General features: G+C 63.0%; 27 protein-coding genes. 17 read left to right on the forward strand and 10 right to left on the reverse strand.

What is annotated here, in order from left to right; genetic code table 11:
* Window positions 1-107: 107 nt before the first annotated feature.
* The 8 genes from METH_RS23735 to mdh form a co-directional block, all read right to left on the reverse strand.
* Window positions 108-407: a hypothetical protein gene (locus METH_RS23735; protein ID WP_156927433.1), complete on the reverse strand. Its 300-nt coding sequence runs from the start codon at window positions 405-407 to the stop codon at window positions 108-110.
* 157 nt (window positions 408-564) lie between these two features.
* Window positions 565-2,091, reverse strand: a complete 1,527-nt coding sequence (gene odhB / locus METH_RS03140; protein ID WP_024088964.1) for a 2-oxoglutarate dehydrogenase complex dihydrolipoyllysine-residue succinyltransferase — start codon at window positions 2,089-2,091, stop codon at window positions 565-567.
* 12 nt (window positions 2,092-2,103) lie between these two features.
* Window positions 2,104-5,055: a 2-oxoglutarate dehydrogenase E1 component gene (locus tag METH_RS03145; protein ID WP_024088965.1), complete on the reverse strand. Its 2,952-nt coding sequence runs from the start codon at window positions 5,053-5,055 to the stop codon at window positions 2,104-2,106.
* Window positions 5,052-5,633, reverse strand: a complete 582-nt coding sequence (locus tag METH_RS03150; RefSeq protein ID WP_084013753.1) for a DUF805 domain-containing protein — start codon at window positions 5,631-5,633, stop codon at window positions 5,052-5,054. The genes METH_RS03145 and METH_RS03150 overlap by 4 nt, the downstream gene beginning before the upstream one ends.
* Before the next feature lie 20 nt (window positions 5,634-5,653).
* Entirely contained in the window at window positions 5,654-6,538 is an 885-nt protein-coding gene (gene sucD, locus METH_RS03155; RefSeq protein WP_024088967.1) for a succinate--CoA ligase subunit alpha, read from the reverse strand.
* 13 nt (window positions 6,539-6,551) lie between these two features.
* Window positions 6,552-7,379, reverse strand: a complete 828-nt coding sequence (locus METH_RS03160; protein ID WP_024088968.1) for a glycosyltransferase family 25 protein — start codon at window positions 7,377-7,379, stop codon at window positions 6,552-6,554.
* 12 nt (window positions 7,380-7,391) lie between these two features.
* Window positions 7,392-8,585, reverse strand: coding sequence for an ADP-forming succinate--CoA ligase subunit beta (gene sucC, locus METH_RS03165; protein ID WP_024088969.1), 1,194 nt, complete (start codon window positions 8,583-8,585; stop codon window positions 7,392-7,394).
* Window positions 8,586-8,887: 302 nt separating this feature from the next.
* Complete coding sequence (gene mdh, locus METH_RS03170) at window positions 8,888-9,850, reverse strand: malate dehydrogenase (protein ID WP_024088970.1); 963 nt, start codon at window positions 9,848-9,850, stop codon at window positions 8,888-8,890.
* Window positions 9,851-10,007: 157 nt separating this feature from the next.
* Between mdh and METH_RS03175 the strand changes: the two genes are divergently transcribed.
* Window positions 10,008-10,763, forward strand: a complete 756-nt coding sequence (locus tag METH_RS03175) for a sulfite exporter TauE/SafE family protein (RefSeq protein ID WP_024088971.1) — start codon at window positions 10,008-10,010, stop codon at window positions 10,761-10,763.
* Window positions 10,760-11,251 carry a GNAT family N-acetyltransferase gene (locus METH_RS03180; protein ID WP_024088972.1) on the forward strand — a complete coding sequence of 164 codons (492 nt, stop codon included), beginning with the start codon at window positions 10,760-10,762 and terminating at the stop codon, window positions 11,249-11,251. Before METH_RS03175 ends, METH_RS03180 begins: the two co-directional genes overlap by 4 nt.
* Window positions 11,252-11,258: 7 nt before the next feature.
* On the opposite strand, the gene METH_RS03185 is transcribed toward METH_RS03180, so the two are convergent.
* Window positions 11,259-11,573: a hypothetical protein gene (locus METH_RS03185; RefSeq protein ID WP_024088973.1), complete on the reverse strand. Its 315-nt coding sequence runs from the start codon at window positions 11,571-11,573 to the stop codon at window positions 11,259-11,261.
* A gap of 350 nt (window positions 11,574-11,923) precedes the next feature.
* On the opposite strand from METH_RS03185, the gene METH_RS03190 reads away from it, so the two are divergent.
* The 15 genes from METH_RS03190 (at window position 11,924) to METH_RS03255 (ending at window position 23,145) form a co-directional block, all read left to right on the forward strand.
* Window positions 11,924-12,778, forward strand: coding sequence for an HpcH/HpaI aldolase/citrate lyase family protein (locus METH_RS03190; protein ID WP_024088974.1), 855 nt, complete (start codon window positions 11,924-11,926; stop codon window positions 12,776-12,778).
* 34 nt (window positions 12,779-12,812) lie between these two features.
* Window positions 12,813-13,361, forward strand: a complete 549-nt coding sequence (locus tag METH_RS03195; protein WP_024088975.1) for an NnrU family protein — start codon at window positions 12,813-12,815, stop codon at window positions 13,359-13,361.
* A gap of 6 nt (window positions 13,362-13,367) precedes the next feature.
* On the forward strand, window positions 13,368-13,571 hold the full coding sequence (locus METH_RS03200) for a DUF1737 domain-containing protein (RefSeq protein WP_024088976.1): 204 nt from the start codon (window positions 13,368-13,370) through the stop codon (window positions 13,569-13,571).
* Window positions 13,571-14,602: a MaoC family dehydratase gene (locus tag METH_RS03205; RefSeq protein WP_024088977.1), complete on the forward strand. Its 1,032-nt coding sequence runs from the start codon at window positions 13,571-13,573 to the stop codon at window positions 14,600-14,602. Before METH_RS03200 ends, METH_RS03205 begins: the two co-directional genes overlap by 1 nt.
* Before the next feature lie 138 nt (window positions 14,603-14,740).
* The gene (locus tag METH_RS03210) at window positions 14,741-15,442 is read left to right on the forward strand and encodes a DUF1194 domain-containing protein (RefSeq protein WP_024088978.1); all 702 of its coding nucleotides are present in this window, start codon (window positions 14,741-14,743) and stop codon (window positions 15,440-15,442) included.
* 194 nt (window positions 15,443-15,636) lie between these two features.
* Window positions 15,637-16,020: a succinate dehydrogenase, cytochrome b556 subunit gene (gene sdhC / locus METH_RS03215; protein WP_024088979.1), complete on the forward strand. Its 384-nt coding sequence runs from the start codon at window positions 15,637-15,639 to the stop codon at window positions 16,018-16,020.
* A gap of 17 nt (window positions 16,021-16,037) precedes the next feature.
* The gene (sdhD, locus tag METH_RS03220) at window positions 16,038-16,409 is read left to right on the forward strand and encodes a succinate dehydrogenase, hydrophobic membrane anchor protein (RefSeq protein ID WP_024088980.1); all 372 of its coding nucleotides are present in this window, start codon (window positions 16,038-16,040) and stop codon (window positions 16,407-16,409) included.
* 19 nt (window positions 16,410-16,428) lie between these two features.
* Window positions 16,429-18,234, forward strand: a complete 1,806-nt coding sequence (sdhA, locus tag METH_RS03225; protein ID WP_024088981.1) for a succinate dehydrogenase flavoprotein subunit — start codon at window positions 16,429-16,431, stop codon at window positions 18,232-18,234.
* A gap of 11 nt (window positions 18,235-18,245) precedes the next feature.
* Window positions 18,246-19,025 (forward strand): succinate dehydrogenase iron-sulfur subunit, encoded by a 780-nt coding sequence (locus tag METH_RS03230; RefSeq protein ID WP_024088982.1) that lies wholly within the window; start codon window positions 18,246-18,248, stop codon window positions 19,023-19,025.
* An 86-nt stretch (window positions 19,026-19,111) separates the two neighbouring features.
* Window positions 19,112-19,414: a hypothetical protein gene (locus tag METH_RS03235; RefSeq protein WP_024088983.1), complete on the forward strand. Its 303-nt coding sequence runs from the start codon at window positions 19,112-19,114 to the stop codon at window positions 19,412-19,414.
* Window positions 19,415-19,459: 45 nt separating this feature from the next.
* Window positions 19,460-20,170, forward strand: coding sequence for a ZIP family metal transporter (locus tag METH_RS03240; RefSeq protein WP_024088984.1), 711 nt, complete (start codon window positions 19,460-19,462; stop codon window positions 20,168-20,170).
* A 105-nt stretch (window positions 20,171-20,275) separates the two neighbouring features.
* Entirely contained in the window at window positions 20,276-20,452 is a 177-nt protein-coding gene (locus METH_RS23740) for a hypothetical protein (protein ID WP_156927434.1), read from the forward strand.
* A gap of 47 nt (window positions 20,453-20,499) precedes the next feature.
* The gene (locus METH_RS03245; protein WP_024088986.1) at window positions 20,500-20,697 is read left to right on the forward strand and encodes a hypothetical protein; all 198 of its coding nucleotides are present in this window, start codon (window positions 20,500-20,502) and stop codon (window positions 20,695-20,697) included.
* 334 nt (window positions 20,698-21,031) lie between these two features.
* Window positions 21,032-22,201: a type III PLP-dependent enzyme gene (locus tag METH_RS03250; protein ID WP_024088987.1), complete on the forward strand. Its 1,170-nt coding sequence runs from the start codon at window positions 21,032-21,034 to the stop codon at window positions 22,199-22,201.
* Window positions 22,202-22,287: 86 nt separating this feature from the next.
* Window positions 22,288-23,145 (forward strand): urea carboxylase-associated family protein, encoded by an 858-nt coding sequence (locus METH_RS03255; protein ID WP_024088988.1) that lies wholly within the window; start codon window positions 22,288-22,290, stop codon window positions 23,143-23,145.
* Between the two features lie 239 nt (window positions 23,146-23,384).
* Here METH_RS03255 and deoD read toward each other — a convergent pair whose 3' ends face one another.
* Complete coding sequence (deoD, locus tag METH_RS03260; protein ID WP_024088989.1) at window positions 23,385-24,089, reverse strand: purine-nucleoside phosphorylase; 705 nt, start codon at window positions 24,087-24,089, stop codon at window positions 23,385-23,387.
* Between the last annotated feature and the right edge of the window lie 9 nt (window positions 24,090-24,098).

The raw sequence follows: 24,098 nt of genomic DNA on the forward strand, positions 1-24,098 counted from the left end.
GCACCGCCCTGGAAGTTTTGGAGTTGCGGGCCGGGGAGGGGGGCGCTGCCCCCGGCCCTGACGGGCCTCCCCCGGAGTATTTTGGGAAAGATGAAAGAGTTGGAGGGTCATTTGGTTCGGCCATCTGCAAGATTCACACTCTCGACCTCCTCCAGGCGTCCGTTGATGGCACTGAGGGCGATGAAAATCGTTATCACCATCAAAACCCCGGCACCGAACGTTGGTTCGCCTTTGTTTGGGCCCTCAGTTATGACCCAGCCCAACAAACCAAATGCGATTGATGTGAGCACCAATACAGCGAAAAAGACAGGCACGTGCAGGAAGAAAAAACGCCTGTTGCGGGATTTTCCAGTCAGAAAGAGGTGTGTTCCGCAGGTTCCGCAAAGGTGAAAATCGGTCTTATTCACACCCCTCCAAGGGTTTGTCCGCGTTATAGCCAGCGGTGATTGAATGCGTCCGCAATCGGGGCATCTAATCCCGCACCAACGCGCCCAAAAGCTGGGTCTTTCCCCGATCTTGGGCGCGCTGATTTTGAAGGGCTGGATGGGCTCGTCCCGCAACGGTTTACAGATCCATCAGCAAACGCCGCGGGTCTTCCAGCGCTTCCTTGACGCGGACCAGGAAGGTCACGGCGCCTTTGCCGTCGACGATGCGGTGGTCATAGCTCAGCGCCAGGTACATCATCGGCCGGATTTCTACCTTGCCGTTGATCGCCATCGGGCGGTCCTGGATCTTGTGCATGCCGAGGATGCCCGACTGCGGCGGGTTCAGGATCGGCGAGGACATCAGCGAGCCGTAGACGCCGCCGTTGGAGATGGTGAAGGTGCCGCCCTGCATTTCCGCCATCGACAGTTTGCCGTCGCGGGCGCGGGCACCCTTTTCGGCAATGGCTTTCTCGATCGCGGCAAAGGACATTGCATCGGCATCGCGGATCACCGGCACAACCAGGCCGGTCGGGGTGCCGGCGGCAACGCCCATGTGGACGAAGTTCTTGTAGACGATGTCGGTGCCGTCGATCTCGGCGTTGACCTCGGGCACCTCTTTCAGCGCGTGGCAGCAGGCCTTGGTGAAGAAGGACATGAAGCCCAGTTTCACGCCGTGCTTCTTCTGGAACAGGTCTTTGTATTCGTTGCGCAGCGCCATCACCTCGGTCATGTCGACCTCGTTGTAGGTGGTGAGCATGGCAGCGGTGTTCTGGCTGTCCTTCAGGCGCTTGGCGATGGTCTGGCGCAGGCGGGTCATCTTGACCCGTTCCTCGCGCGCGGCATCGTCAGCCGTGACCGGGCCGCGCACCTGGGCAGGTGCCGGGGCCGGGGCGGCGGGCGGGGCGGTCTTGGCGGCAGCCACCGCAGCGGCGACGTCTTCCTTCATGATGCGCCCGTCACGGCCGCTGCCGGTGACTTGCGATGCATTAAGGCCGGCTTCGGCCATTGCCTTTTCGGCGGAGGGGGCGTTGGCGACATCCTTGGCCGCGGCCGCGGGTGTCTCGGCCTGTTTCTGCGCCGCTGCCGGGGCAGCCGGTGCAGCGGAGGAACCGGAGGCACTGCCGGAGATCACCCCGAGCTTGGCTGAGGCGGCGACGGTTTCCCCTTCGCCGGCGGTGATTTCGGCCAGCACGCCGGCTGCCGGGGACGGGACCTCGACCGACACTTTGTCGGTCTCCAGCTCGCACAGCATTTCGTCCTGCGCCACACTGTCGCCGACCTTTTTGAACCAGGTCGAGACGGTGGCCTCGGAGACCGACTCCCCCAGAGCGGGCACGGTAATGTCGGTGGCGGCGGCTGCGTCATCCGCCTTGGCCGCGGGGGCAGAGGCATTGGCCTTGGGTTTCACGGATTCCGGCCCTGCGGCGCCGGCCTCGGCGATATTCGCGAGCAGCGCGTCAACGCCGACGGTCTCGCCTTCCGGCGCGACGATATCCTGCAGCTTGCCGGCTGCGGGCGAAGGCACCTCGACGGTCACCTTGTCGGTTTCCAGTTCGCAGAGCATCTCATCAGCGGACACGGTGTCGCCGGGTTGCTTGAACCAGGTGGCCACGGTGGCCTCGGTCACGGATTCGCCCAGGGTGGGTACGCGGACTTCGGTTGTCATGTCTCTTTATCCTCAGATGCTCAGCGCTTCGTTCACGAGGGCTGCTTGTTGGGCTTTGTGCTGGCTGGCCAGACCGGTTGCAGGAGAGGCCGAGGTGGCGCGGCCGGCATAGACGGGCCGGGTGTGCTTGGCCTTGATGCGGGTCAGCACCCATTCGATGTTGGGCTCGATGAAGGTCCAGGCGCCCTGGTTCTTGGGCTCTTCCTGGCACCAGACCATTTCCGCCTGCTTGAAGCGTTCCAGCTCCTTCACCATCGAGATCGCCGGGAACGGGTAGAACTGTTCGACCCGCATCAGGTAAATATCATCGATGCCGCGGGCGTCGCGTTCTTCCAAGAGGTCGTAGTAGACCTTGCCCGAGCACATGACGACGCGCTTGATCTTGTCATCCGCCACCAGCTGGGTGTCGGAGTTGCCTTTCTGCGCATCATCCCACAGCACCCGGTGGAAGCTGGAGCCGGTGGTGAAATCCTCGGCGTTGGAGACCGCCAGCTTGTGGCGCAGCAGCGATTTCGGGGTCATCATGATCAGCGGCTTGCGGAAGGTGCGGTGCAGCTGGCGGCGCAGGATGTGGAAATAGTTCGCAGGCGTGGTGCAGTTGGCCACGATCCAGTTGTCCTGGCCGCACATCTGCAGGAAGCGTTCCAGCCGGGCAGAGGAATGCTCGGGGCCCTGGCCCTCGAAGCCATGCGGCAGCAGGCAGACCAGGCCCGACATCCGCAGCCATTTGCTTTCGCCGGAGGAAATGAACTGGTCGAACATGATCTGCGCGCCGTTGGCGAAATCACCGAACTGGGCCTCCCACAGGGTGAGGGCGTTGGGTTCGGCCAGCGAATAGCCGTATTCAAACCCCAGCACCGCGTATTCCGACAGCGCCGAGTCGATCACGTCGAATTGCGACTGGCCGGCGCGGATGTTGTTGAGCGGATAGTAGCGCTCCTCGGTCTCCTGGTTGACGATGCCGGAATGGCGCTGCGAGAAGGTGCCGCGGGTGGCGTCCTGGCCGGACAGGCGCACCGGGTAGCCCTCCAGCAGCAGCGAGCCGAATGCCAGCGCCTCGCCGGTCGCCCAGTCAAAACCCTGGCCGGTTTCAAACATCTTGCCGCGGGCATCCAGGAACCGGCCGACGGTGCGGTGCATCGGGAAGCCGTCCGGCACCCGGCTGAGCGAAGCGCCGATCTCGGACAGGGTTTCCGGCGGGATCGCGGTGCGGCCGCGCTGATAGTCGGCGTCTTTCTTGTCCAGATGCGACCAGCGCCCGTCCAGCCAGTCGGCCTTGTTGGGTTTGTAATTCTTGCCGGTCTCGAACTCCTCGTTGAGATGCGCCTGAAACGCGGCCTTCATGTCCTCGATCTCGCCCTCGGGGATCAGTCCGTCCTTGACCAGCCGGTCTGTGTAGAGCGTCAGCGTGGTCTTATGGCCCTTGATCTTCTTGTACATCAACGGGTTGGTGAACATCGGCTCGTCGCCTTCGTTGTGACCGAAGCGGCGGTAGCAGAAGATGTCGAGCACCACATCCTTGTGGAACTTCTGGCGGAATTCGGTGGCGACGCGGGCGGCGTGGACCACCGCCTCCGGATCGTCGCCGTTGACGTGGAAAATCGGCGCCTCAACCACCAGCGCATTGTCGGTGGGATAGGGGGAGGAGCGCGAGAAATGCGGGGCGGTGGTGAAACCGATCTGGTTGTTCACCACGATGTGCATGGTGCCGCCCGCCTTATGGCCGCGCAGGCCGGAGAGAGCAAAACATTCCGCCACCACGCCCTGGCCGGCAAAGGCCGCGTCGCCGTGCAGCAGGATCGGCAGCACCTGGCTGCGGTCAGTGTCGCCCAGCTGGTCCTGCTTGGCGCGGACCTTGCCCAGAACCACCGGGTTCACCGCCTCGAGGTGCGAGGGGTTGGCGGTGAGGCTGAGGTGCACGTTGTTGCCATCAAAGGAGCGGTCGGAGGAGGCGCCGAGGTGGTATTTCACATCACCGGAGCCGTCCACGTCCTCGGGCTTGAAGCTGCCGCCCTGGAATTCGTTGAAGATGGCGCGGTAGGGTTTCTGCATCACATTGGCCAGCACCGACAGGCGGCCGCGGTGCGGCATGCCGATCACGATGTCGCGCACCCCCAGCGCGCCGCCGCGTTTGATGATCTGCTCCATCGCCGGAATCAGGCTTTCGCCGCCATCAAGACCGAACCGCTTGGTGCCGGTGTATTTGACGTGCAGGAATTTCTCGAAGCCCTCGGCCTCGACCATCTTGTTGAGGATTGCCTTGCGGCCCTCCCGGGTAAAGCGGATTTCCTTGTCGTAGCCCTCGATCCGTTCTTTCAGCCAGGCGGATTGCTCGGGGTTGGAAATATGCATGTACTGCAGCGCGAAGGTGCCGCAATAGGTGCGTTTCACGATGTCGACGATCTGGCGCATGGTGGCGACCTGCAGGCCCAGCACGTTGTCGATAAAGATCGGCCGGTCCATGTCGCCGTCGGTGAAACCATAGGTTTTCGGGTCCAGCTCCGGAAGCGCCGTGGCGGCATGCATGCCCAGCGGGTCCAGGTCCGCTGCCAGATGGCCGCGGATCCGGTAGGCGCGGATCAGCATCAGGGCGCGGATCGAGTCAAGAACGGCGCGCTGCACCTGATCGTCGGTGACCTCAACGCCCTTGGCGGAAGCCTTCTCCTTGATCTTCTTGCTTGCGCCCTTGGCCTCAGCCGGGGCCGGCCATTCGCCGGTCAGCGCGCCGGTGATGTCATCTGCGGGCGCGGGCGGCCAGTCATCGCGCGCCCAGGAGGGGCCCTGAGCCTCAGCCTTCACATCCAGTTCGGCGTCGCCCATCTGGCGGAAGAACTCGGCCCAGGCGGCATCCACCGCATTCGGGTCATTGGCGTACTGGGCATAAAGCTGCTCCAGATACTCCGCATTGTGCCCCTGCATGAAGGAGGAGGCGTGGAAGAGGTCGTTGGGGCTTTGTTCGGTCATTTTGGTGCCTCGTGCGGGTTGGGACCGTATTTGTTGGTGCCGGGTTCCGAGGGCAGTATCAGCTGCCCTGCGAGCGGGCCGATCCAAAAGACCGACGCCAGAAGAACAAAAGGAAAGCTTAGCCAGTAGAGAGCAACCAAGAGGTAGGCAATCAGAACGGGAATACCTCCCAGTAGGGCGTCAAAGCCAAGTTCCCAAATCATCATTGAAGCAAAGAAGTATGCGATAGGCGTAAACGGCAGGAAAACGCCTTGTCCGGCTTCGCCTGTGTCCTGCAGACGCCGTGCGCCGGACGCGAGCAACGGGAGGAAGGCCACAAACGTCAGCATCAGTACGCCAATAGAAGGATAGTCCACGTTCAAATACTTCTGCGAAAGCGGGAATGTCACAACTGGAAGCATAAGCCCGAAAGGTGCGAAGGCCCAAAATCTTGAGCGGGTAGTGCGCCCTCGGAAGTTTAATCCGTCGGCTAGCTCCAGAGTTATGGTGCTTAGGACGCTCATGGAATTAGGGTGAACTTGGCCGAGACATGGCAGAACACCTGCCCCTGCAAGGGGCAGGCTTTGCAAGCCGCACATTCACCCGGCTCACAGTCATCCTACTTGCCGATCGCTTTCAGAACCGCTTCGCCCAGGCCGGCCGGGCTTTCGGCGACCACGATGCCTGCGGATTTCATCGCTTCGATCTTGTCCTCGGCACCGCCCTTGCCGCCGGCCACAATCGCGCCCGCGTGGCCCATGCGGCGGCCCGGAGGGGCGGTGCGGCCGGCGATGAAACCTGCAACCGGCTTCTTGCGGCCCTTCTTGGCCTCGTCGGCCAGGAACTGGGCGGCTTCTTCCTCGGCGGAGCCGCCGATTTCGCCGATCATGATGATGCTCTCGGTCTCGTCATCACCCAGGAACCATTCCAGCACGTCGATATGCTCGGTACCCTTGATCGGGTCGCCGCCGATGCCGACGCAGGTCGACTGGCCGAGGCCGACGTCGGTGGTCTGCTTCACCGCCTCATAGGTCAGGGTGCCGGAGCGGGACACAACACCGACGGAGCCGCGGCGGTGGATATGGCCGGGCATGATGCCGATCTTGCAGGCGTCAGGCGTGATGACGCCGGGGCAGTTGGGGCCGATCAGGCGCGACTTGGAGGTTTCCAGCGCCCGCTTGACCCGCATCATGTCCAGCACCGGGATGCCTTCGGTGATGCAGACGATCACTTCCATTTCGGCGTCGATCGCCTCGAGGATGGAATCCGCGGCAAAGGGCGGCGGCACGTAGATGACAGAGGCATTGGCCTCGGTCACATGCTTGGCTTCATGCACGGAGTTGAACACCGGCAGGCCCAGATGCTCCATGCCGCCTTTGCCGGGGGTGACACCGCCGACCATTTTGGTGCCATAGGCGATGGCCTGTTCAGAGTGGAAAGTGCCCTGCGAGCCGGTGAAGCCCTGACAGATAACTTTGGTGTTTTCGTCGATAAGGACTGCCATGATGTCGGTTCCTTCAAGCGGTATGTGTCTGTTGGTTCTGCGGGGTGGCCAATGAACGGCCGTCGAAGCGGATTTTTTCGAGGGTGGCCCGCCCCAGGACCACACTGGGAAAGACTCTGAAGCCGCCGCGGAATTCATAGATCCCGCGCCGGAGTTTCTGACGGATCAGCGGCCAGCCCTTGGGGCGGTGGCGCGCCGGGCCGATGGCGTGTTCGTCCGGCGCCTCGTTGCCCTGTTCGGCAAGCGCCGGCTGGACCTGATAGACCTTGATGGCGCGCGCCGGCTGTGAGGCATCAAAGTTGAACAGGAGGTTGTCCAGGGTGATGTCAAACGGCCGGCTGTCCAGAAGGTGCTGCGCCGCCCGGCGCGAGATCGCATAAGCTGCGCCGCCTGCGTGGCGGGACAGCATCTGGCGCACCTCGCGGCCCATATGGGTGACGCCATCCTTGCCAAGCGCGACCTGCAGCCGCGTCGCCCGCCAGCGTTCAAACTTGACGATGCCGGCATCCGCGGGCCACCAGGCCAGGTCGTTCAGCCAGGCGCCGGTGTCGGGTGACAGGAAAACGTCATCCTCCAGGATCAGCGCCACATCGGCGTCTGATTCCAGAAACGCCTCCCAGGCCTTGGCATGGCTGAGGGTGCAGGCCATGTCCTTGGTCTGGAAATAGCCCCAGTTGCCCTCGGATTTGCATTGCTGCAGCATTTCCTCGCGGCTGACCCGGGTGCTGTCCACCGCATCGATGCGCACAGCCGAAAGCCCGGCCTGATCCAGCTCCCGCTGCATCAGCTCCGCCCGGCCCGTGGCCTGCTGCAAGCCTATGAGGTAGACAGCCGCCTTCACCGGTTCTGTCCCTTAGCCCTTTACCGCTTTTACGATTTTCTCGGCGCCGTCTTTCAGGTTGTCGGCGGCGATCACGTCGAGGCCGGAGGTGTTGATGATCTCCTTGCCCTTCTCGACATTGGTGCCTTCAAGGCGGACCACCAGCGGCACCTTCAGGCCGACTTCCTTCACGGCCGCAACCACGCCCTCGGCGATGACGTCGCAGCGCATGATGCCGCCGAAGATGTTCACCAGGATGCCTTTGACCTGCGGGTCGGAGGTGATGATCTTGAACGCCTCGGTCACCTTTTCCTTGGTGGCGCCGCCGCCCACGTCGAGGAAGTTGGCAGGCTCGGCCCCGTACAGCTTGATGATGTCCATGGTGGCCATCGCCAGGCCTGCGCCGTTCACCATGCAGCCGATCTCACCGTCCAGCGCGATGTAGTTCAGGTCGTATTTCGAGGCTTCCAGCTCTTTCGGGTCTTCCTCGGTGGTGTCGCGCAGCTCGGCCACATCGGCGTGGCGGTAGACCGCGTTGCCGTCAAAGCCGACCTTGGCGTCCAGCACCTTGAGGCTGCCGTCGTCCGCCACGATCAGCGGGTTGATCTCCAGCATCTCCATGTCCTTGTCGACAAAGGCTTGATACAGCTGGCCCATCAGTTTGACGCATTGTTTCACCTGGGCGCCTTTCAGGCCCAGCGAGAAGGCGATGCGGCGGCCGTGGTAAGCCTGGTAGCCGGTGGCCGGATCAACGCTGAACGACAGGATCTTCTCCGGGGTGGCCGCAGCCACTTCCTCGATGTCCATGCCGCCTTCGGTCGAGCAGACAAAGGAAATGCGCGAGGTCTGGCGGTCGACCAGCAGCGCCAGGTACAGTTCGGTCTCGATGCCGGAGCCGGCCTCGATGTAGATGCGGTTCACCTGCTTGCCGGCCGGGCCGGTCTGATGGGTGACCAGGGTGCGGCCCAGCATCTTCTTGGCTTCCTCGGCGGCTTCCTCGACCGATTTGGTCAGGCGCACGCCGCCCTTTTCGCCGGCATCCGCTTCCTTGAAGGAGCCCTTGCCGCGGCCGCCTGCGTGGATCTGTGCCTTGACCACCCACAGCGGGCCGTCGAGTTCACCGGCGGCGGTTTTGGCATCTTCGGCTTTCAGCACCACGCGTCCGTCGGACACCGGAGCACCGTAGCTGCGAAGAAGGGCTTTTGCCTGATATTCGTGGATGTTCATCTGAAACTGTCCCGTCTGGCTGCAATTGTCTGTCGTTAATAGGCCGTCTTAAAGCCAAGTGTTAAAGGCTTATTTGACAGGGTGCGGGGAAATGACGAAGATTTTCAGGTTTTGTGATCACGGATTTTGGGGGTGTGATCACAAATTTTCAGAAGCTTAACGGTGGTGATTCGAAGCTGGCAGCATTGGACCGCCACCGCCGTATCATGAACCAAAAGCGTCAAGTGCCGGGGCCGGTACGCCGCGGCAAAAGAAAAGGGTCCGCCGAAGCGGACCCCCTGATCTGTGCAAGGCTGGATGGCTCAGGCCAGCGTGCCGTCGATGCCTTTGCAAGCCTCGACCAGGCCCTTCACGGCATTGACCGAGTTGTCGAACATGACCTGCTCTTCCTCGTTCAGCTGGATGTTCACGACCTTCTCGATGCCGCCGGCGCCGATGACGGTGGGCACGCCCACATACATGCCCTTCACGCCCAGCTCGCCGTCGCAATAGGCTGCGCAGGGCAGCACGCGCTTCTGGTCTTTCAGATAGGCTTCGGCCATTTCGATGGCGCTGGTTGCCGGCGCATAGAAGGCAGAACCGGTTTTCAGCAGGCCGACGATTTCGGCGCCGCCGTCACGGGTGCGCTGCAGGATGGCGTCCAGGCGTTCCTGGGTGGTCCAGCCCATTTTGACCAGATCGGGCAGCGGGATGCCGGCCACGGTGGAATAGCGCACGGAGGGCACCATGGTGTCGCCATGGCCGCCCAGCACAAATGCGGTGACGTCCTTCATCGAGACGTTGAATTCCTCGGCCAGGAAGTGGCGGAAACGGGCGGAGTCCAGCACCCCGGCCATGCCGCAGACCTTGTTCGCAGGCAGGCCCGAGAATTGCTGCAGCGCCCAGACCATCGCGTCCAGCGGGTTGGTGATGCAGATCACGAAAGCGTCCGGCGCGTGGTCGCGGATGCCTTCGCCGACGGATTTCATCACCTTGAGGTTGATGCCCAGCAGGTCATCGCGGCTCATGCCCGGCTTGCGCGGCACACCTGCGGTGACGATGCAGACATCGGCGCCTGCGATGTCCTCGTAAGACTGGGTGCCTTTGAGGCTGGCGTCGAAGCCTTCGGAGGGACCGGATTGTGCGATGTCCAGCGCCTTGCCTTCGGGGGTGCCTTCGGCGATGTCAAAGAGCACGACGTCGCCGAGTTCCTTGAGGGCTGCGAGATGTGCGAGGGTGCCGCCGATCTGACCTGCGCCGATGAGGGCGATTTTGGGTCGTGCCATTGGGAATGTCTCCGGTCCGGTTGAAATTTCCTGATGCCTACGGCGTAACGCTCCGCCGTGCAAGGGTTCCGCGCTGCGGCAAAGGGTTCGGTATACTTGCGCATGCCGCGCTGCTATCGCTAAAGGGCGTGTAATTCAGGGCTTTCGAGGACGGGCAATGGCGGCATTTGATGCGATGTTTTTCGTTTTTGCCATTCCGGCGGTCGTTTTTGCGGGCGTGTCCAAGGGCGGTTTCGGATCCGGCGCCGCCTTTGCCTCGGCGGCGATTCTGGCGCTGGTGATTGACCCGGGCGCTGCATTGGCGCTGATGCTGCCGCTGTTGATGCTGATCGATCTGGCTTCGCTGAAACCCTATTGGGGGCGCTGGAACTTGCGGGCTTCGCTGCTGCTGATTGGCGGCGGCTTGCCCGGAGTGGCGCTGGGGGCCTGGCTGTATGCGGCGGTGAATGACGATGCGATGCGGGTGCTGATCGGCGCTGTGTCGGTCGGCTTTGTGCTGTGGCGGATGCGCGGCCGTTTCGGAGTAAGCGTGTCGGCCGGAGCCCCGCTGTCTTCCGGGGCGGGGGCGCTGGCCGGGCTGGCGGTGGGGTTCACCAGTTTTGTCAGCCATGCGGGCGGGCCGCCGGCTGCGGTTTACCTCCTCAGCCTGAAGTTGCGGAAGACCGAGTATCAGGCCAGCACCGTGCTGATTTTCTGGGTTATCAATCTCGCCAAGGCGGTGCCATATGCCGGGCTGGGGCTGTTCACACGTGAAACACTGATGCTGGATCTGATGCTGGCGCCCTTTGCCCTCCTTGGTGCCTGGCTGGGGGTGAAGCTGCATCACAGGATCCCCGAGCGCGTGTTTTTTGCGCTGACCTATCTGCTTTTGACCGTCACCGGCAGCAAGCTGATTTGGGACGGGCTGACATGAACATTGCGTCTGAGTGCCGCCTGCGCCGCGCTGCCGAACGGGACTATGGCGGTTTGCTGCGCCTGTACCGGGAGTTGATGGGCGATCTGCCGGTTCTGGCCGGCGTGGAAGGGGCTGCCATGCTGCGCCGTATCCTGCAGCACCCGGGCACCAGTATCGCGGTGGCCGAGGCGGAGGGGCAGGTGGTGTCAACTGCTACGCTGCACGTCCTGCCCAATCTCACCCATGGAGGGCGGCCTTACGCGCTGATCGAAAACGTGGTGACATTGCGCGCCTTTCAGGGCCGGGGGCTGGGCCGGGCGGTGATGACCTTTGCCCGGGACGCAGCCTGGGCGCAAGATGCCTATAAGATCATGCTTCTGACCGGCAGTGCGGCTGCTGCGCGCGGCTTCTACGAGCGGCTTGGCTATTCCGGTGACGACAAGCACGCGATGACCCTGCGCCGCAGCCCGGCCCGAAAGCCGCCGCCTGGAAACCTGCCTCAATAACTTCTGCTCAAGCGTCGCTGCCGGTGTCCGGCAGTGCTTCTGCCAGCACTTCATAAGACTGGCCCGACGCCACCAGGCAGGTCATGCCGTTGGGCGTGGTGATGGTAATGGTCCAGCTGCCGGTCTCGCCGGAGGCAAAGGTTTCCATCACCATGCCTTTCTGGCCCACGCCGATGCTTTGACGGCTTTCACCGTATTTTTCCGCCAGACGTTTGATCACCATGTCGCGCGGAGCGCAGTTGCGGCTTTGCGCGGTGGCAGGTGCAGCAGCCAGGGCCAGGGCGGCGAGGGCTGCCGGAAGTGCGAAGAGTGAGTTTTTCATCTCGTTTTACCCTTTCCGGAACGGCCGGACTGAACCGGGTGCCAGATGGCAGCCCCCGGTATCCCCGTGCGGGCCGGTGTGTAACGCAATTCGAAATGCAGGCCCCATGCCTGCGGGCATCAGGTGCGGCCTGGGGCGGCGGCGGGGATCCTGTGCCTTGGTGCCCACAAGTTTGGCAACCAGATGCTGAAAAGTGGTTAACCCTGCGGACGCTGAAAAATCACAAATTATATCAGTATCTTGCTGCACATGCGGGGAAAGTTACGCTGCGCTGCGGCGGAATTGCACTTGAAAGTATACAATCGAAACTGTACCGATTTACGCAACAAAATAACTTTTGGAGAGCCTCGATGGACCCGCGCACGCGCCCGTACCGATCGGTTTTGTATATCCCCGGCTCCAAGCCGCGTGCGCTGGAGAAGGCCAAGACCCTGCCGGTGGACGCGGTGATTTTTGACCTGGAAGACGCGGTGTCGGTGGATGAAAAACCCAATGCCCGCGCAACCTTGGCGCAGGCGCTGGAGGCGGGCGGCTTTGGTGCCCGGATGAAGATCGTACGGATCAACGGGCTGGATACGGTCTGGGGCCGTGACGACGCGATCGCGGCGGCCCGGATGAATTGCGACGCTATTCTGCTGCCCAAGGTGAATGCGCCTGCGGATCTGGACGCGCTGGCGGAAATCACCGGCGATATCCCGCTGTGGGCGATGATGGAAACCCCGCGGGGCATGCTGAATGCCGCCGCCATCGCTGCGCACCCCAAGCTGCAGGGCATGGTGATGGGCACCAATGACCTGGCCAAGGAGCTGCAGACCCGTTTCCGCCCCGACCGGCTGCCGATGATGGCCGGTCTGGGCCTGTGCCTGCTGGCCGCCAAGGCCGAAGGGCTGGTGATCGTCGATGGTGTCTATAACGCCTTCAAAGATGTCGAGGGCCTGGCAGCGGAATGCGCGCAGGGCCGCGACATGGGATTTGACGGCAAGACCCTGATCCACCCGGCGCAGGTGGAGGTGGCCAATGCCGCCTTTGCCCCGACGGAACGCGAGATCGAGACCGCCCGCCGCCAGATCGCCGCATTTGAAGAGGCACAGGCCGCAGGACAGGGTGTTGCCGTGGTCGATGGCAGGATAGTCGAGAACCTGCATGCGGCGACGGCGCGCGAAATCCTGGCAAAAGCGGATGCAATCGCCGCGCTTTCCGCATAGGTGTTAATCAGCTTAACATCTGAGAGGGGCTGAAATGGCGCTTTTGATTCTGGGACTTCTGCTGTGGTGGGGCGGCCACCTGTTCAAACGGCTGGCGCCGGAGGCGCGCGCCGCGATGGGCAATGGCGGCCGCGGCGCGGTGGCGCTGGTGCTGGTAGCGGGCGTGGTGCTGATGGTGCTGGGCTACCGCAGCACAGGGTTCATCCATGTCTGGGCGCCGCCGTCCTTCATGGTGCATATCAACAACCTGATGGTGCTGGTCGCGATTTACATGATGAGCCCGGCGCCGAAGAAAGGCGCGCTGCTGAATGGGATGCGCCATCCGATGCTGGCGGGCTTCAAGCTGTGGGCTGCGGCGCATCTTCTGGTCAACGGCGACCTCGCCTCGATCATCCTGTTCGGCGGGCTGCTGGCCTGGGCTGTTGCGGAAGTCATCGTGATCAACCGCACGGAACCGGCATGGCAGCCGCGGCCCAAAGGCTCCATCGCCAAGGATGCGATGTTCTTTGCCGCCTCAATTGTTCTGATGGGGGTGATCGGCTACGTCCACGGGATGATCGGGCCGTCGCCCTTTCCAGGATAGGATACCATGAAACTCTACCGATTTTTGTCCGAGGACGACACCTCCGCCTTTTGCCACAAGGTGACCGATGCGCTGAACAAGGGCTGGGAGCTGCACGGCAGCCCGACCCAGACTTTTGACCCTGTGAAGGGGATCATGCGCTGCGGCCAGGCCGTGGTGAAGGAGGCGGACGGAACCTACACCCCTGAGACCAAACTGGGAGAACACTGATGGCCAAGACCAATCCGGGCCGGTTTTTCGAAGACTACACCGTCGGCGAGGTAATCCGCCACGCGGTGCCGCGCACGGTGTCGGGCGGCGAACGGGCGCTGTACCATGCGCTCTATCCAGCGCGCCATGCGCTCTATTCTTCGGATGAATTTGCCCGGGCCGCTGGTCTGCCCTCGGCGCCGCTGGATGATCTGGCGGCGTTCCATGTGGTGTTCGGCAAGACAGTGCCGGACATCTCGCTGAATGCGCTGGCGAATCTCGGCTATGCCGAAGGCCGCTGGCTGCTGCCGGTCTATCCCGGCGACACGCTGCGCTCCGAATCCGAGGTGATCGGGTTGAAGCAGAACTCCAACGGCAAGTCGGGCGTGGTCTATGTGCGCACCCGCGGGCTGAACCAGCGCGATGAATGCGTGATGGAATACGTGCGCTGGGTGATGGTGCGCAAGCGCGATCTTGACGCGCCCGCGCCCGAGACGGTGATCCCGGAGCTGAACAAGGTGATCCCGGCAGAGCAGCTGGTGATCCCGGCGGGGCTGCATTTCAGCAATTATGATTTCACCCTGGCCGGCGAGCCGCACCGCTGGGGCGATTACGCGGTGGGTGAGACCATCGACCATGTGGATGGCGTCACCATCGAGGAAGCCGAGCACATGCTGGCGACCCGCCTGTGGCAGAACACCGCCAAGGTGCATTTCGACAACACCGCGCGCCCCGATGGCACACGGCTGATCTATGGCGGCCATGTGATCTCGATGGCGCGGACGCTGTCGTTCAACGGGCTTGCCAATGCGCAGATGATCGTGGGCCTGAATGGCGGTGCCCATGCCAACCCCTGCCTGTCCGGCCTGACCGTGCGGGCCTGGTCCGAAGTGCTGGACAAGGCTGACACGGACGCCCCCGGTGTCGGTGCGATCCGGCTGCGGCTGGTGGCGACCAAGGGCGGTGCGCCGTTTGAGCTGAAGGGCGAGGATGGCAAGTATCTGCCGGATGTGCTGCTGGATCTCGATTACTGGGCCTTGATGCCAAAGTAACGGGGAAGGGGGCGCTGCCCCCTCGCAGGCGCTGCCTGCTCACCCCCGGTGTATTTCTGACCAGAAGGACGCAGCGCCAGTATCGCGGCTGGCAGAAATGTGATGACCCGCCGCGGTATTGCTGCATAAGCTGGCGGCATGCGGGTTTTGCAGCTTCTGGTTCTCTCCACGCTTTTCCTCTGGCCGCTGCGGACGGCGGCCTGCGATCTGGCATTGGTGCTGGCGGTGGATGTGTCCGGCTCGGTGGATGCCGATGAGTACCGGGTGCAGATGGACGGGCTGGCGGCGGGGCTGCGCGACGGGGTTGTGTCCGAGGCGCTGGTCAAGGCGCGGGCGCACGTGCTTTTGGTGCAATGGTCGGGTGCGTCCCGGCAGGAGGTGACTCTGCCTTGGGCGCCTGTCCGCCGTTTCGCCGATGTGGAAGCACTTGCCCGGCAAATCGAACAGGCGCCGCGGCCCTGGCGCAATTATTCCACCGCAGTGGGCGAGGCGCTGTTGCTGGCGCTGGACCAGTTCGCCGCGGTTCCGGACTGCAGGCGCAGGGTGATCGACATCTCCGGCGACGGGTTTTCCAACGAAGGCGTCGAGCCGCGCGCGGCGCATGGGGCGCTGGCAGCCCTAGGGGTGACCGTGAATGCCATCGCCATCGAACAGAGCGAACCGGACCTGACGGCCTATTTCTATGAAAATGTGATCCGCGGCGACGGGGCCTTTGTGGTCACAGCTGCCAGCTTTGACGACTACCCCGCACGGATCCGCAAAAAGCTGGTGCGGGAGGTCGCAAGGCAGACAGCAGCGCTGCCGCCCGAGGCAGACGGGAGGGTGCAGCCTTTGCAGTGATTTGCAGATTGCCTTGTGATTCTGCAAAAAATTTCCAATCCGCGGATTTGTGATCACTAATTATTTGCTGTGATCACAAGTCGTGGCCTTTTAGCGCCAACAGAGCAATTTCACGTGGTTTTTAACACTTCCTCCGGGTGACACGCCGTAAAAATCGGCTAAAACGTCGTCAGCCAACCTGAAAAGGAGCCATCATGGCCGATGTCAATCGGGGCAACCGCCCGCTTTCGCCGCATTTGCAGGTCTACCGGCCGCAGCTGACCTCTGTGACGTCGATCCTGACGCGGATCACCGGCAACGCGCTGATCGTCTCGGCGCTGCTGATTGCCTGGTGGTTCCTGGCCGCTGCTACCTCGCCTGAATATTTTGCCACCGCCAACGGCGTGCTGACCAGCTGGTTCGGCGACCTGGTGATGACCCTGTCGGCACTGGGGCTGTGGTATCACACGCTGGCGGGCATCCGGCACCTGATCTGGGACAATGGCTACATGCTGGAACTGGATCAGGCCGAGAAGCTGGGCTGGTTTGTGATCACGGGTTCGGCAGTTCTGACCGTTCTGACCATTATCATCGTCTAAGCTGGGGACATAACGCGATGCGATATCTGACTGACCGCAAGCGCGCCGTAGGCATGGGCGCTGCAAAATCCGGAACCAGCCACCACTGGTCGATGCAGGTGAGCTCGATTGCTCTCCTGATCCTGGTGCCGCTGTTTGTCTTCACCTTCGGCCCGGCGCTGGGCGGATCCTATGAAGAGATCACCGCCTATTATGCGCGTCCCTTCCCGGCACTTGTGGCGGCGCTGACGATCTGGGTCGGCATGATGCACTTTAAATCCGGCGCCCAGATCATGATCGAGGATTACGTTCACGGCGTCAAAGGCCGCCTGACGATTATCCTGGTCAACTGCCTGTCCTATGCTGTCGCCGCGACCAGCGCCTATGCGCTGATCCGCCTGGCCCTGTAACTCCCCGAGGTTTCCATCAATGGCTGCTTACGAATACGAAACACATGAATATGACGTGGTCGTGGTTGGCGCCGGCGGGGCTGGCCTCCGCGCGACGCTGGGCATGGCCGAGCAGGGCCTGCGCACTGCCTGCGTGACCAAAGTGTTCCCGACCCGTTCCCACACCGTGGCGGCGCAGGGCGGTATTGCCGCCAGCTTGGGCAACATGGGGCCGGACAGCTGGCAGTGGCATATGTATGACACTGTCAAGGGCTCGGACTGGCTGGGCGACACCGACGCGATGGAATACCTGGCGCGCGAAGCCCCCAAAGCGGTCTATGAGCTGGAGCATTACGGTGTGCCGTTCAGCCGGACCGAAGAGGGCAAGATCTACCAGCGCCCGTTCGGCGGCCACACCACCGAGTTCGGCGAAGGCCCGCCGGTGCAGCGCACCTGCGCCGCCGCCGACCGCACCGGCCACGCGATCCTGCACACGCTGTATGGCCAGAGCCTCAAGAACAACGCGGAATTCTACATCGAGTATTTCGCCATCGACCTGATCATGTCCGAGGACGGGCAGTGCCAGGGCGTGGTCTGCTGGAAGCTGGATGACGGCACCATGCATGTCTTCAACGCCAAGATGGTGGTGCTGGCGACCGGCGGTTACGGCCGCGCCTATTTCTCGGCGACCTCGGCGCATACCTGCACCGGCGACGGCGGCGGCATGGTGGCGCGCGCAGGCCTGGCGCTGCAGGACATGGAGTTCGTGCAATTCCACCCGACCGGCATCTACGGTTCCGGCTGCCTGATCACCGAAGGCGCGCGGGGTGAGGGCGGCTACCTCACCAACTCCGAAGGCGAACGCTTCATGGAGCGCTACGCGCCCCAGTACAAAGACCTGGCGCCGCGCGACTATGTCAGCCGCTCGATGACCATGGAAATCCGCGAAGGCCGCGGTGTGGGGGCCGAGGGCGACCACATCCACCTGAACCTCAACCACCTGCCGGCCGAGGCGCTGGCGGAACGGCTGCCGGGCATTTCCGAGTCGGCCAAGATCTTTGCCGGTGTGGATGTCACCAAGGAGCCGATCCCGGTTCTGCCCACCGTGCACTACAACATGGGCGGCATCCCGACCAACTATTGGGGCGAGGTGCTGAACCCGACGGATGAGGATCCGACCGGTGTTGTGCCGGGTCTGATGGCGGTGGGCGAGGCGGGCTGCGCCTCGGTGCATGGCGCCAACCGTCTGGGTTCCAACTCGCTGATCGACCTGGTGGTCTTCGGCCGCGCCTCGGCCATCCGCGCAGGCAAGGTTGTGGATCCAGAGGCGGCCAACCCGGTGCTGAACACGGCATCCGTGGACAAGGCGTTTGACCGCTTTGACAGCCTGCGCAATGCCAAGGGCGGCATCCCGACCGCGGATCTGCGGCTGGAGATGCAGCGCACCATGCAGGCGGATGCGGCGGTGTTCCGCACCGACAAGACCCTGAAAGAGGGTCTCGGGAAGATGACCGCCATCGCGGCCAAGCTGGACGACCTGGCGGTGACCGATCGGTCGCTGGTGTGGAACTCCGACCTGATGGAGACACTGGAGCTGACCAATCTGATGCCCAACGCGCTGGCCACCATCGTGGGCGCAGAGGCCCGCAAGGAAAGCCGCGGCGCCCATGCGCATGAGGATTACGCAACCCGAGACGACGAGAACTGGCGCGTGCACACCGTGTCCCGTGTCGAGGGTAACGAGGTGCAGCTCAGTTACCGCCCGGTGATCACCGACCCGCTGTCGACCGAAGACGAAGGCGGCATCAGCCTCAAGAAAATCGCGCCCAAGGCGCGGACGTTCTAAGGAGACAGATTATGGTACAATTCAGCCTCCCCAAGAACTCGCGCATGACCACCGGCAAAACCTGGCCCAAGCCGGAGGGCGCCGCCAATGTGCGCAAGTTCAAGATCTACCGCTGGAACCCGGACGACGGCGAGAACCCGCGTGTCGATACATATTTCCTGGATATGGACACCTGCGGGCCGATGGTGCTGGACGCGCTGATCAAGATCAAGAACGAGATTGATCCGACCCTGACCTTCCGCCGCTCCTGCCGCGAAGGCATCTGCGGGTCCTGCGCAATGAACATCGACGGCATCAACACGCTGGCCTGTATCTATGGCATGGACGAGATCAAGGGCGATGTGGCGATCTACCCGCTGCCGCATATGCCGGTGATCAAGGACCTGATCCCGGATCTGACGCATTTCTATGCTCAGCATGCGTCGATCATGCCCTGGCTGGAAACCAAGACCAACCGCCCCGCGAAAGAGTGGAAGCAGTCGATCGAGGACCGCAAGAAACTGGACGGGCTATATGAATGCGTGATGTGCGCCAGCTGCTCGACCTCCTGTCCCAGCTACTGGTGGAACGGCGACCGCTACCTTGGCCCCGCCGCATTGCTGCACGCCTACCGCTGGATCATCGACAGCCGCGACGAGGCCACGCCGGAACGGCTGGATCAGCTGGAAGATCCGTTCAAGCTCTACCGCTGCCACACCATCATGAACTGCGCCAAGACCTGCCCCAAGGGTTTGAACCCGGCCAAGGCGATTTCACATATCAAGCAAATGATGGTCGAGCGCAGCGTTTGATGCGAAGCAAGCCTGATCCGCAAGGATCCGCTGCCCGGCAGCGATGAAAATTGCACCGCCCCCGGTTTCCTGCGAAACCGGGGGCATTGTTTTTCCCCAAGCAGGCGGCGGGCACAGTTATGAAAACCATCTTTCCGGCCATTGCGGCCCTAAGCCTTCTTTCAGGCTGCCTGTCGGCGGCGGACAATGACCGCTTGGGGGCACAGCTTGCTGCCATCGATGCCCGCATCCCCGGTTGTATCGAAGCGGCTGGCATCACCGGTCAGTACCGGGTGCGGACTGAATTCCTCGGCCATGGCGCCGGGGCGACAGTCTTGCGGACCGTGCAGGCCGGGCCAAACGTGACAGACGGGCAGGCCGCGCAGGCAACCTCCTGCATCAACACCTGACGTAAACCGGTTGAGTTGCGGTGGCAGCCGCTATAGGCTGCCGTGATGCAACCTCATGTTTTTGCCATTCTTTTAGCCGGGTTTGCCGGTCTCGCTATGCCGCTGGGCGGGTTCCTTGCCTGGTGCGAGCATATCCGCAACCCGATGCTCCGGGACCAGGTGCTGCACACCGTCGGGGCCTTTGGCGGCGGGGCGCTGGCCTCTGCGGTGGCGCTGGTGCTGGTGCCGGAAGCGGCGGAGGCCCTGCCGCCGGTGCTTGCCGTTGTGTTGTTTGCAGCGGGCGGGGGGGTGTTCTACGCGGCAGATGCCATGTTGCAAAAGCACGGCGGCAGCGGGGCGCTGCTGCTGGCGATGCTGCTGGATTTCCTGCCCGAGGCGATGGCGCTGGGGGCGATGCTGGTGGCGGATGCTGCCACTGCCAGGCTGCTGGCACTGATGATCTTTCTGCAAAACCTGCCCGAGGGCTTTGCCGCCTTCCGCGAGATCTGGCGCGGCAGCAGCCCGGCCTGGCATGTGCTGCTGGCCTTTCTGGGACTGGCCGCACTGGGGCCGGTCTGCGCGCTGGCAGGGCTCGTCTGGCTGGCCGACGCCCGCGCAGCACTGGGGGCGATCATGATTTTTGCCGCCGGCGGGATTCTCTATCTGCTGTTTCAGGATATTGCGCCCAAGGCCCATTCCAGCCGCAGCAGCGTGCCGGCGCTGGGTGCGGTTGCGGGTTTTGCGCTGGGGCTGGCCGGGGACCTTCTGACCGGCTGAGGCTGGCCGGCGGGGTTTGCAATGCAGTTCCTGCATGACGCCCTTGCACAATCAACTGCTGCAGCGGACTTGGCCAGCGCTTATCTTTCTGCGCAAGGGAGGCTCGTGCCAGACTATGGAGGCAACCCGATGGACCCCGTGAAACCGAAAAAGAGACAGGCTGCACAAGACGCGCTGGACGCATTGGAGCAAGCCTTTGCCTATTCCGCCCCGGAACCGCTGCCGGCGGGCAAGCAGGCTGATCCCGGCGCATGGCTGATCGAATACTACCAGGCGTCCTGAGAACCCTGGCGGTTGAGGCTGCGGCTGCTGCAGCGTAGACAGGGGCCATGCCCCTGTTACTGCTGCTTCTCCTTGCCGCTGTGTTCGGCTATTTCCTGTGGCGCCGCAGTGCCACCGGCCTGACTCGCAATTGCCGCTGGCGCCAGCAGCGCACCAAGGGGCAATGGCACTGCAGCCATTGCGGCGCGGTTGCGCCGGGCGGTAAGGCGCCGCGCATCTGCCGCAATCCGCAACGCAAGCCCTGACGGAACGCTCCCGCGCCCGCAGGCGCACCGGCTCCGCCGGAGCGCCTTCCGTGCGGCCTTGGGCCCGGCACCGCGCTTTGCGCGGTGCCGGGCCCAACTGCGGCGGGGCTTTGCAAAGCCCCTGAAGCAGGCGGGAGCGCACCAGCCTGCCGGTATGCTGCAGGCATGGCAAAAAAACACTTGAACGACTCAGGCACATGCCCGATACGGGCGCCCAAGACGCCAACGCACGCGCCTCTGGCGAAAGGGGTTACGCCCCTACGGTTACGTAGCGACGGTAACGTCTCTGACAGAACTGAGCGGTCATATATGGCCGGGTCTTTTGGAGATGACCATGAACGCAAACGTGGCCGGGCTGACTGCCCGTAATTGCGAAACCGTATCCCGCACTCTGAGCTTCATTGCCGCCAACCGGTTTGAGCGGCCGACGCTGGTGGTGGACGCCGAAGCTGTTGCCGCCAAATACCAGGCGCTGGCCCGCGGGCTGGGCCGGGCCCGCATTCACTATGCGGTCAAGGCCAATCCGGCAGCGGCTATTCTTGAGCGGCTGGTGCAGGAGGGATCCAATTTCGACGCTGCCAGCCGGACGGAGATCGAATTGTGCCTGGCGGCAGGGGCCGCGGCCAGCCGGATCACTTTTGGCAATACCATCAAACGCCCCTCGGACATTGCCTTTGCCCACAGCATCGGCATCACCCATTTCGCCGCCGATGCACGTGAGGAGCTGGACAAGCTGGCCGCGCATGCGCCGGGAGCCAGGATCTGTCTGCGGCTGATCGTCGAGGCCAGCGAAGCCGATTGGCCGCTCAGCCGTAAATTCGGCTGCACCCCGGAAAAAGCGCTGAAGCTGATGGATTATGCCGCCGCCCGCGGTTTGCTGGTCGAGGGGCTGTCTTTCCATGTCGGCTCGCAAACCCGCGAGCCGCAGATGTGGCAGAGCACGCTGCAGCAGGTGGCGCAGGTCTGGCGCCAGGCGCATGAGGCAGGCCATAAGCTGAACCTGCTGAACATTGGCGGCGGTTTCCCGGCCTCTTATGGCTCGGACATGATGCCGGCCGAAGATTACGCCCGCGCGGTGATGACGCAGGTCGGCGCGCATTTTGGCGATGTGGCGGAGATCATGGCCGAACCGGGCCGCGGCCTGGTGGCCGAGGCAGGCGCCATTGCCGCCGAGGTTCTGCTGGTTTCGCGCAAGCACGACGATGATCTGCACCGCTGGGCCTACCTCGATATCGGCATGTTCTCGGGCCTGGCCGAAACCATGGGCGAGGCGATCCGCTACCGGATCACCACGGACCGCGACCATGAGACCACCGGCCCCTGCATTCTGGCGGGGCCCTCCTGCGACAGCGCGGATGTGCTGTACGAGCGCAAGCCCTACCAGCTGCCGCTGGGGCTGAAGGGCGGCGACCGCGTGGTGATCCATTCCTGCGGCGCTTATACCTCGACCTATGCGTCGGTCGGCTTCAACGGCTTCCCGCCGCTGGACGTGATTGTGATCTGACAGCACAGTCCAGCCGCTGCTGCGGGGCTTGCAAGCCCGCGGCGATGCGGTCTTGATGGGGCAAACAAGACAGGAAGGTTTGCCCCATGACCGACATTTTCGAAGCCCCCGCCGATGCGGAGGCCCGCCGCGCCGTCCGGCCAGTGGTCTGCTATCCCAACGAGACCCTGCCTGCGCCTGATCTGACGCTGTTTCAGCAGGCCCGGCTGGGCGCGGTGAAAACCGGCGAGGTGCTGGCGCAGCCCCGTGAAGCCGCCTGTTTCGAGGTGCCGGCCGGGCATTTCTTCCGGATCAGTTCAGTCGAGGGGCCGCAGGTCGGCGACCTCAACCTGTGGAACAGGAAAGACCTCAGCGAGCGGTTCTATTCCGGCAAGACCCGCGCCTTGCATGGCACCCACATCACCACGGGCGAGCGGATGTGGAGCAGTTTCCCGCATCTGCGCCCCATGGCGACGATTACCGCGGATACATTGGGCTGGTACGGGATCGACGATTTCGGCGGCTCGGTGCATGACGTGATCGGCACCCGCTGCGATCCCTACACCGGAAACCTGCTGGCCGGCAGCCAGTACCACCACTGCTGCCATTCAAACCTGACGCGCGCACTGGCGGAGCACCTGGGCATGTCCCGGGCGGAGGCGGAGCCGCATGTGCATGACGTGCTCAACGTCTTCATGTGCACTGGATTTACCCGTGACACCGGCCAGTATTTCATGAAGGCCAGTCCGGTGCGGCCCGGTGATTATCTGGAGTTCTTCGCCGAGATTGATATCCTGGGCGCTCTCAGTGCCTGTCCCGGCGGCGATTGCTCGGCTGAGCATTCCAGCGATACCGCCGCCTGCCATCCTCTGCTGATCGAGATTTTTGCGCCCGCTGCAGGCGCGCTGAAGGGCTGGCAAAGCCCGCAGCGCAATGGCTATGACGGCAGCCATGGCCAGCCGTGAACGTAAGAGAAAGGCATTAATTACAGCGTGGCCGCCAATTTTGGCGCGATATCTGAAAGGCCAGGGATACGAAGGAATGAATCGGCGCTAAACTGGCCCAGCCTTTAGGATGCATTGAATCAGTGCGGCCAGAAAATGAAATCAAAGCGCCTTATGACCGCATTGATCATACCTCAGGCTGGCAAGAAAAAAGGGCAGGGGAAACCGCTGCCCTTACTTTTTATAAAATTGGCACTGTGTCAGGAAAATGCGGCTTCCAGCGCAATTTCCACCATGTCTCCGAAGCTGCGCTCGCGCTGATCGGACGGCAAGGCTTCGCCGGTGCCCAAATGGTCGGAAACCGTCAGCACCGCCAGGGCCCGGCAGCCGTGCCGGGCTGCAAGCGTGTAAAGCTCTGCGGCTTCCATCTCCACGCCGAGAATGCCATGGCGCACCATCTGTTCATTCAGATCGGGCCGCTCGTCATAGAACACATCCGAAGAGTAGATGCCGCCGATATGTGTTGCAGCATTGCGTTTTGCTGCGGCTTGCGCCGCTGCCTGCAGCAGGCCCCAGTCGGCGCAGGGGGCAAAGTTCAGCTCCCGGAAGATGCCGCTGGAGGGGCTGTTCAGAGTGCTGGCAGTCATCGCCAGGATCACGTCGCGGACCTTGACCCTGTCCTGCATGCCGCCGCAGGAGCCGATGCGGATCAGCGTTTTGGCGCCGAAATCGCGGATCAGCTCATTGGCGTAGATCGACAGCGAAGGCATCCCCATGCCGCTGCCTTGAATTGTCACCGGATGCCCGTTCCAGCTGCCGGTGTAGCCCAGCATCCCGCGCACCTCGTTGACCAGTTTGGCGTCTTTCAAAAATGTCTCTGCGGCCCATTTCGCCCGGTAGGGGTCGCCAGGCATCAAAACGGTTTCCGCAATGTCGTCTTTTGCGGCACCAATATGAATGGTCATCGCGTTGCT

This window comes from Leisingera methylohalidivorans DSM 14336 (assembly GCF_000511355.1).
Taxonomy (GTDB): Bacteria; Pseudomonadota; Alphaproteobacteria; order Rhodobacterales; family Rhodobacteraceae; genus Leisingera; species Leisingera methylohalidivorans.

What these genes read in the sequence shown, in the direction of transcription:
- METH_RS03205 (WP_024088977.1), top strand. Translation starts at nt 13,571, where the DNA reads ATGGCCAAGACCAATCCGGGCCGGTTTTTCGAAGACTACACCGTCGGC.
- sdhA (WP_024088981.1), top strand. Translation starts at nt 16,429, where the DNA reads ATGGCTGCTTACGAATACGAAACACATGAATATGACGTGGTCGTGGTT.
- METH_RS03145 (WP_024088965.1), bottom strand. Translation starts at nt 5,055, where the DNA reads ATGACCGAACAAAGCCCCAACGACCTCTTCCACGCCTCCTCCTTCATG.
- METH_RS03210 (WP_024088978.1), top strand. Translation starts at nt 14,741, where the DNA reads ATGCGGGTTTTGCAGCTTCTGGTTCTCTCCACGCTTTTCCTCTGGCCG.
- METH_RS03250 (WP_024088987.1), top strand. Translation starts at nt 21,032, where the DNA reads ATGAACGCAAACGTGGCCGGGCTGACTGCCCGTAATTGCGAAACCGTA.
- METH_RS03240 (WP_024088984.1), top strand. Translation starts at nt 19,460, where the DNA reads ATGCAACCTCATGTTTTTGCCATTCTTTTAGCCGGGTTTGCCGGTCTC.
- METH_RS03180 (WP_024088972.1), top strand. Translation starts at nt 10,760, where the DNA reads ATGAACATTGCGTCTGAGTGCCGCCTGCGCCGCGCTGCCGAACGGGAC.
- METH_RS03150 (WP_084013753.1), bottom strand. Translation starts at nt 5,633, where the DNA reads ATGTGCGGCTTGCAAAGCCTGCCCCTTGCAGGGGCAGGTGTTCTGCCA.
- METH_RS03190 (WP_024088974.1), top strand. Translation starts at nt 11,924, where the DNA reads ATGGACCCGCGCACGCGCCCGTACCGATCGGTTTTGTATATCCCCGGC.
- METH_RS03230 (WP_024088982.1), top strand. Translation starts at nt 18,246, where the DNA reads ATGGTACAATTCAGCCTCCCCAAGAACTCGCGCATGACCACCGGCAAA.
- METH_RS03255 (WP_024088988.1), top strand. Translation starts at nt 22,288, where the DNA reads ATGACCGACATTTTCGAAGCCCCCGCCGATGCGGAGGCCCGCCGCGCC.
- sdhC (WP_024088979.1), top strand. Translation starts at nt 15,637, where the DNA reads ATGGCCGATGTCAATCGGGGCAACCGCCCGCTTTCGCCGCATTTGCAG.
- sucC (WP_024088969.1), bottom strand. Translation starts at nt 8,585, where the DNA reads ATGAACATCCACGAATATCAGGCAAAAGCCCTTCTTCGCAGCTACGGT.
- sucD (WP_024088967.1), bottom strand. Translation starts at nt 6,538, where the DNA reads ATGGCAGTCCTTATCGACGAAAACACCAAAGTTATCTGTCAGGGCTTC.
- METH_RS03195 (WP_024088975.1), top strand. Translation starts at nt 12,813, where the DNA reads ATGGCGCTTTTGATTCTGGGACTTCTGCTGTGGTGGGGCGGCCACCTG.
- odhB (WP_024088964.1), bottom strand. Translation starts at nt 2,091, where the DNA reads ATGACAACCGAAGTCCGCGTACCCACCCTGGGCGAATCCGTGACCGAG.
- mdh (WP_024088970.1), bottom strand. Translation starts at nt 9,850, where the DNA reads ATGGCACGACCCAAAATCGCCCTCATCGGCGCAGGTCAGATCGGCGGC.
- deoD (WP_024088989.1), bottom strand. Translation starts at nt 24,089, where the DNA reads ATGACCATTCATATTGGTGCCGCAAAAGACGACATTGCGGAAACCGTT.
- METH_RS03175 (WP_024088971.1), top strand. Translation starts at nt 10,008, where the DNA reads ATGGCGGCATTTGATGCGATGTTTTTCGTTTTTGCCATTCCGGCGGTC.
- METH_RS03200 (WP_024088976.1), top strand. Translation starts at nt 13,368, where the DNA reads ATGAAACTCTACCGATTTTTGTCCGAGGACGACACCTCCGCCTTTTGC.
- sdhD (WP_024088980.1), top strand. Translation starts at nt 16,038, where the DNA reads ATGCGATATCTGACTGACCGCAAGCGCGCCGTAGGCATGGGCGCTGCA.
- METH_RS03245 (WP_024088986.1), top strand. Translation starts at nt 20,500, where the DNA reads ATGCCCCTGTTACTGCTGCTTCTCCTTGCCGCTGTGTTCGGCTATTTC.
- METH_RS03185 (WP_024088973.1), bottom strand. Translation starts at nt 11,573, where the DNA reads ATGAAAAACTCACTCTTCGCACTTCCGGCAGCCCTCGCCGCCCTGGCC.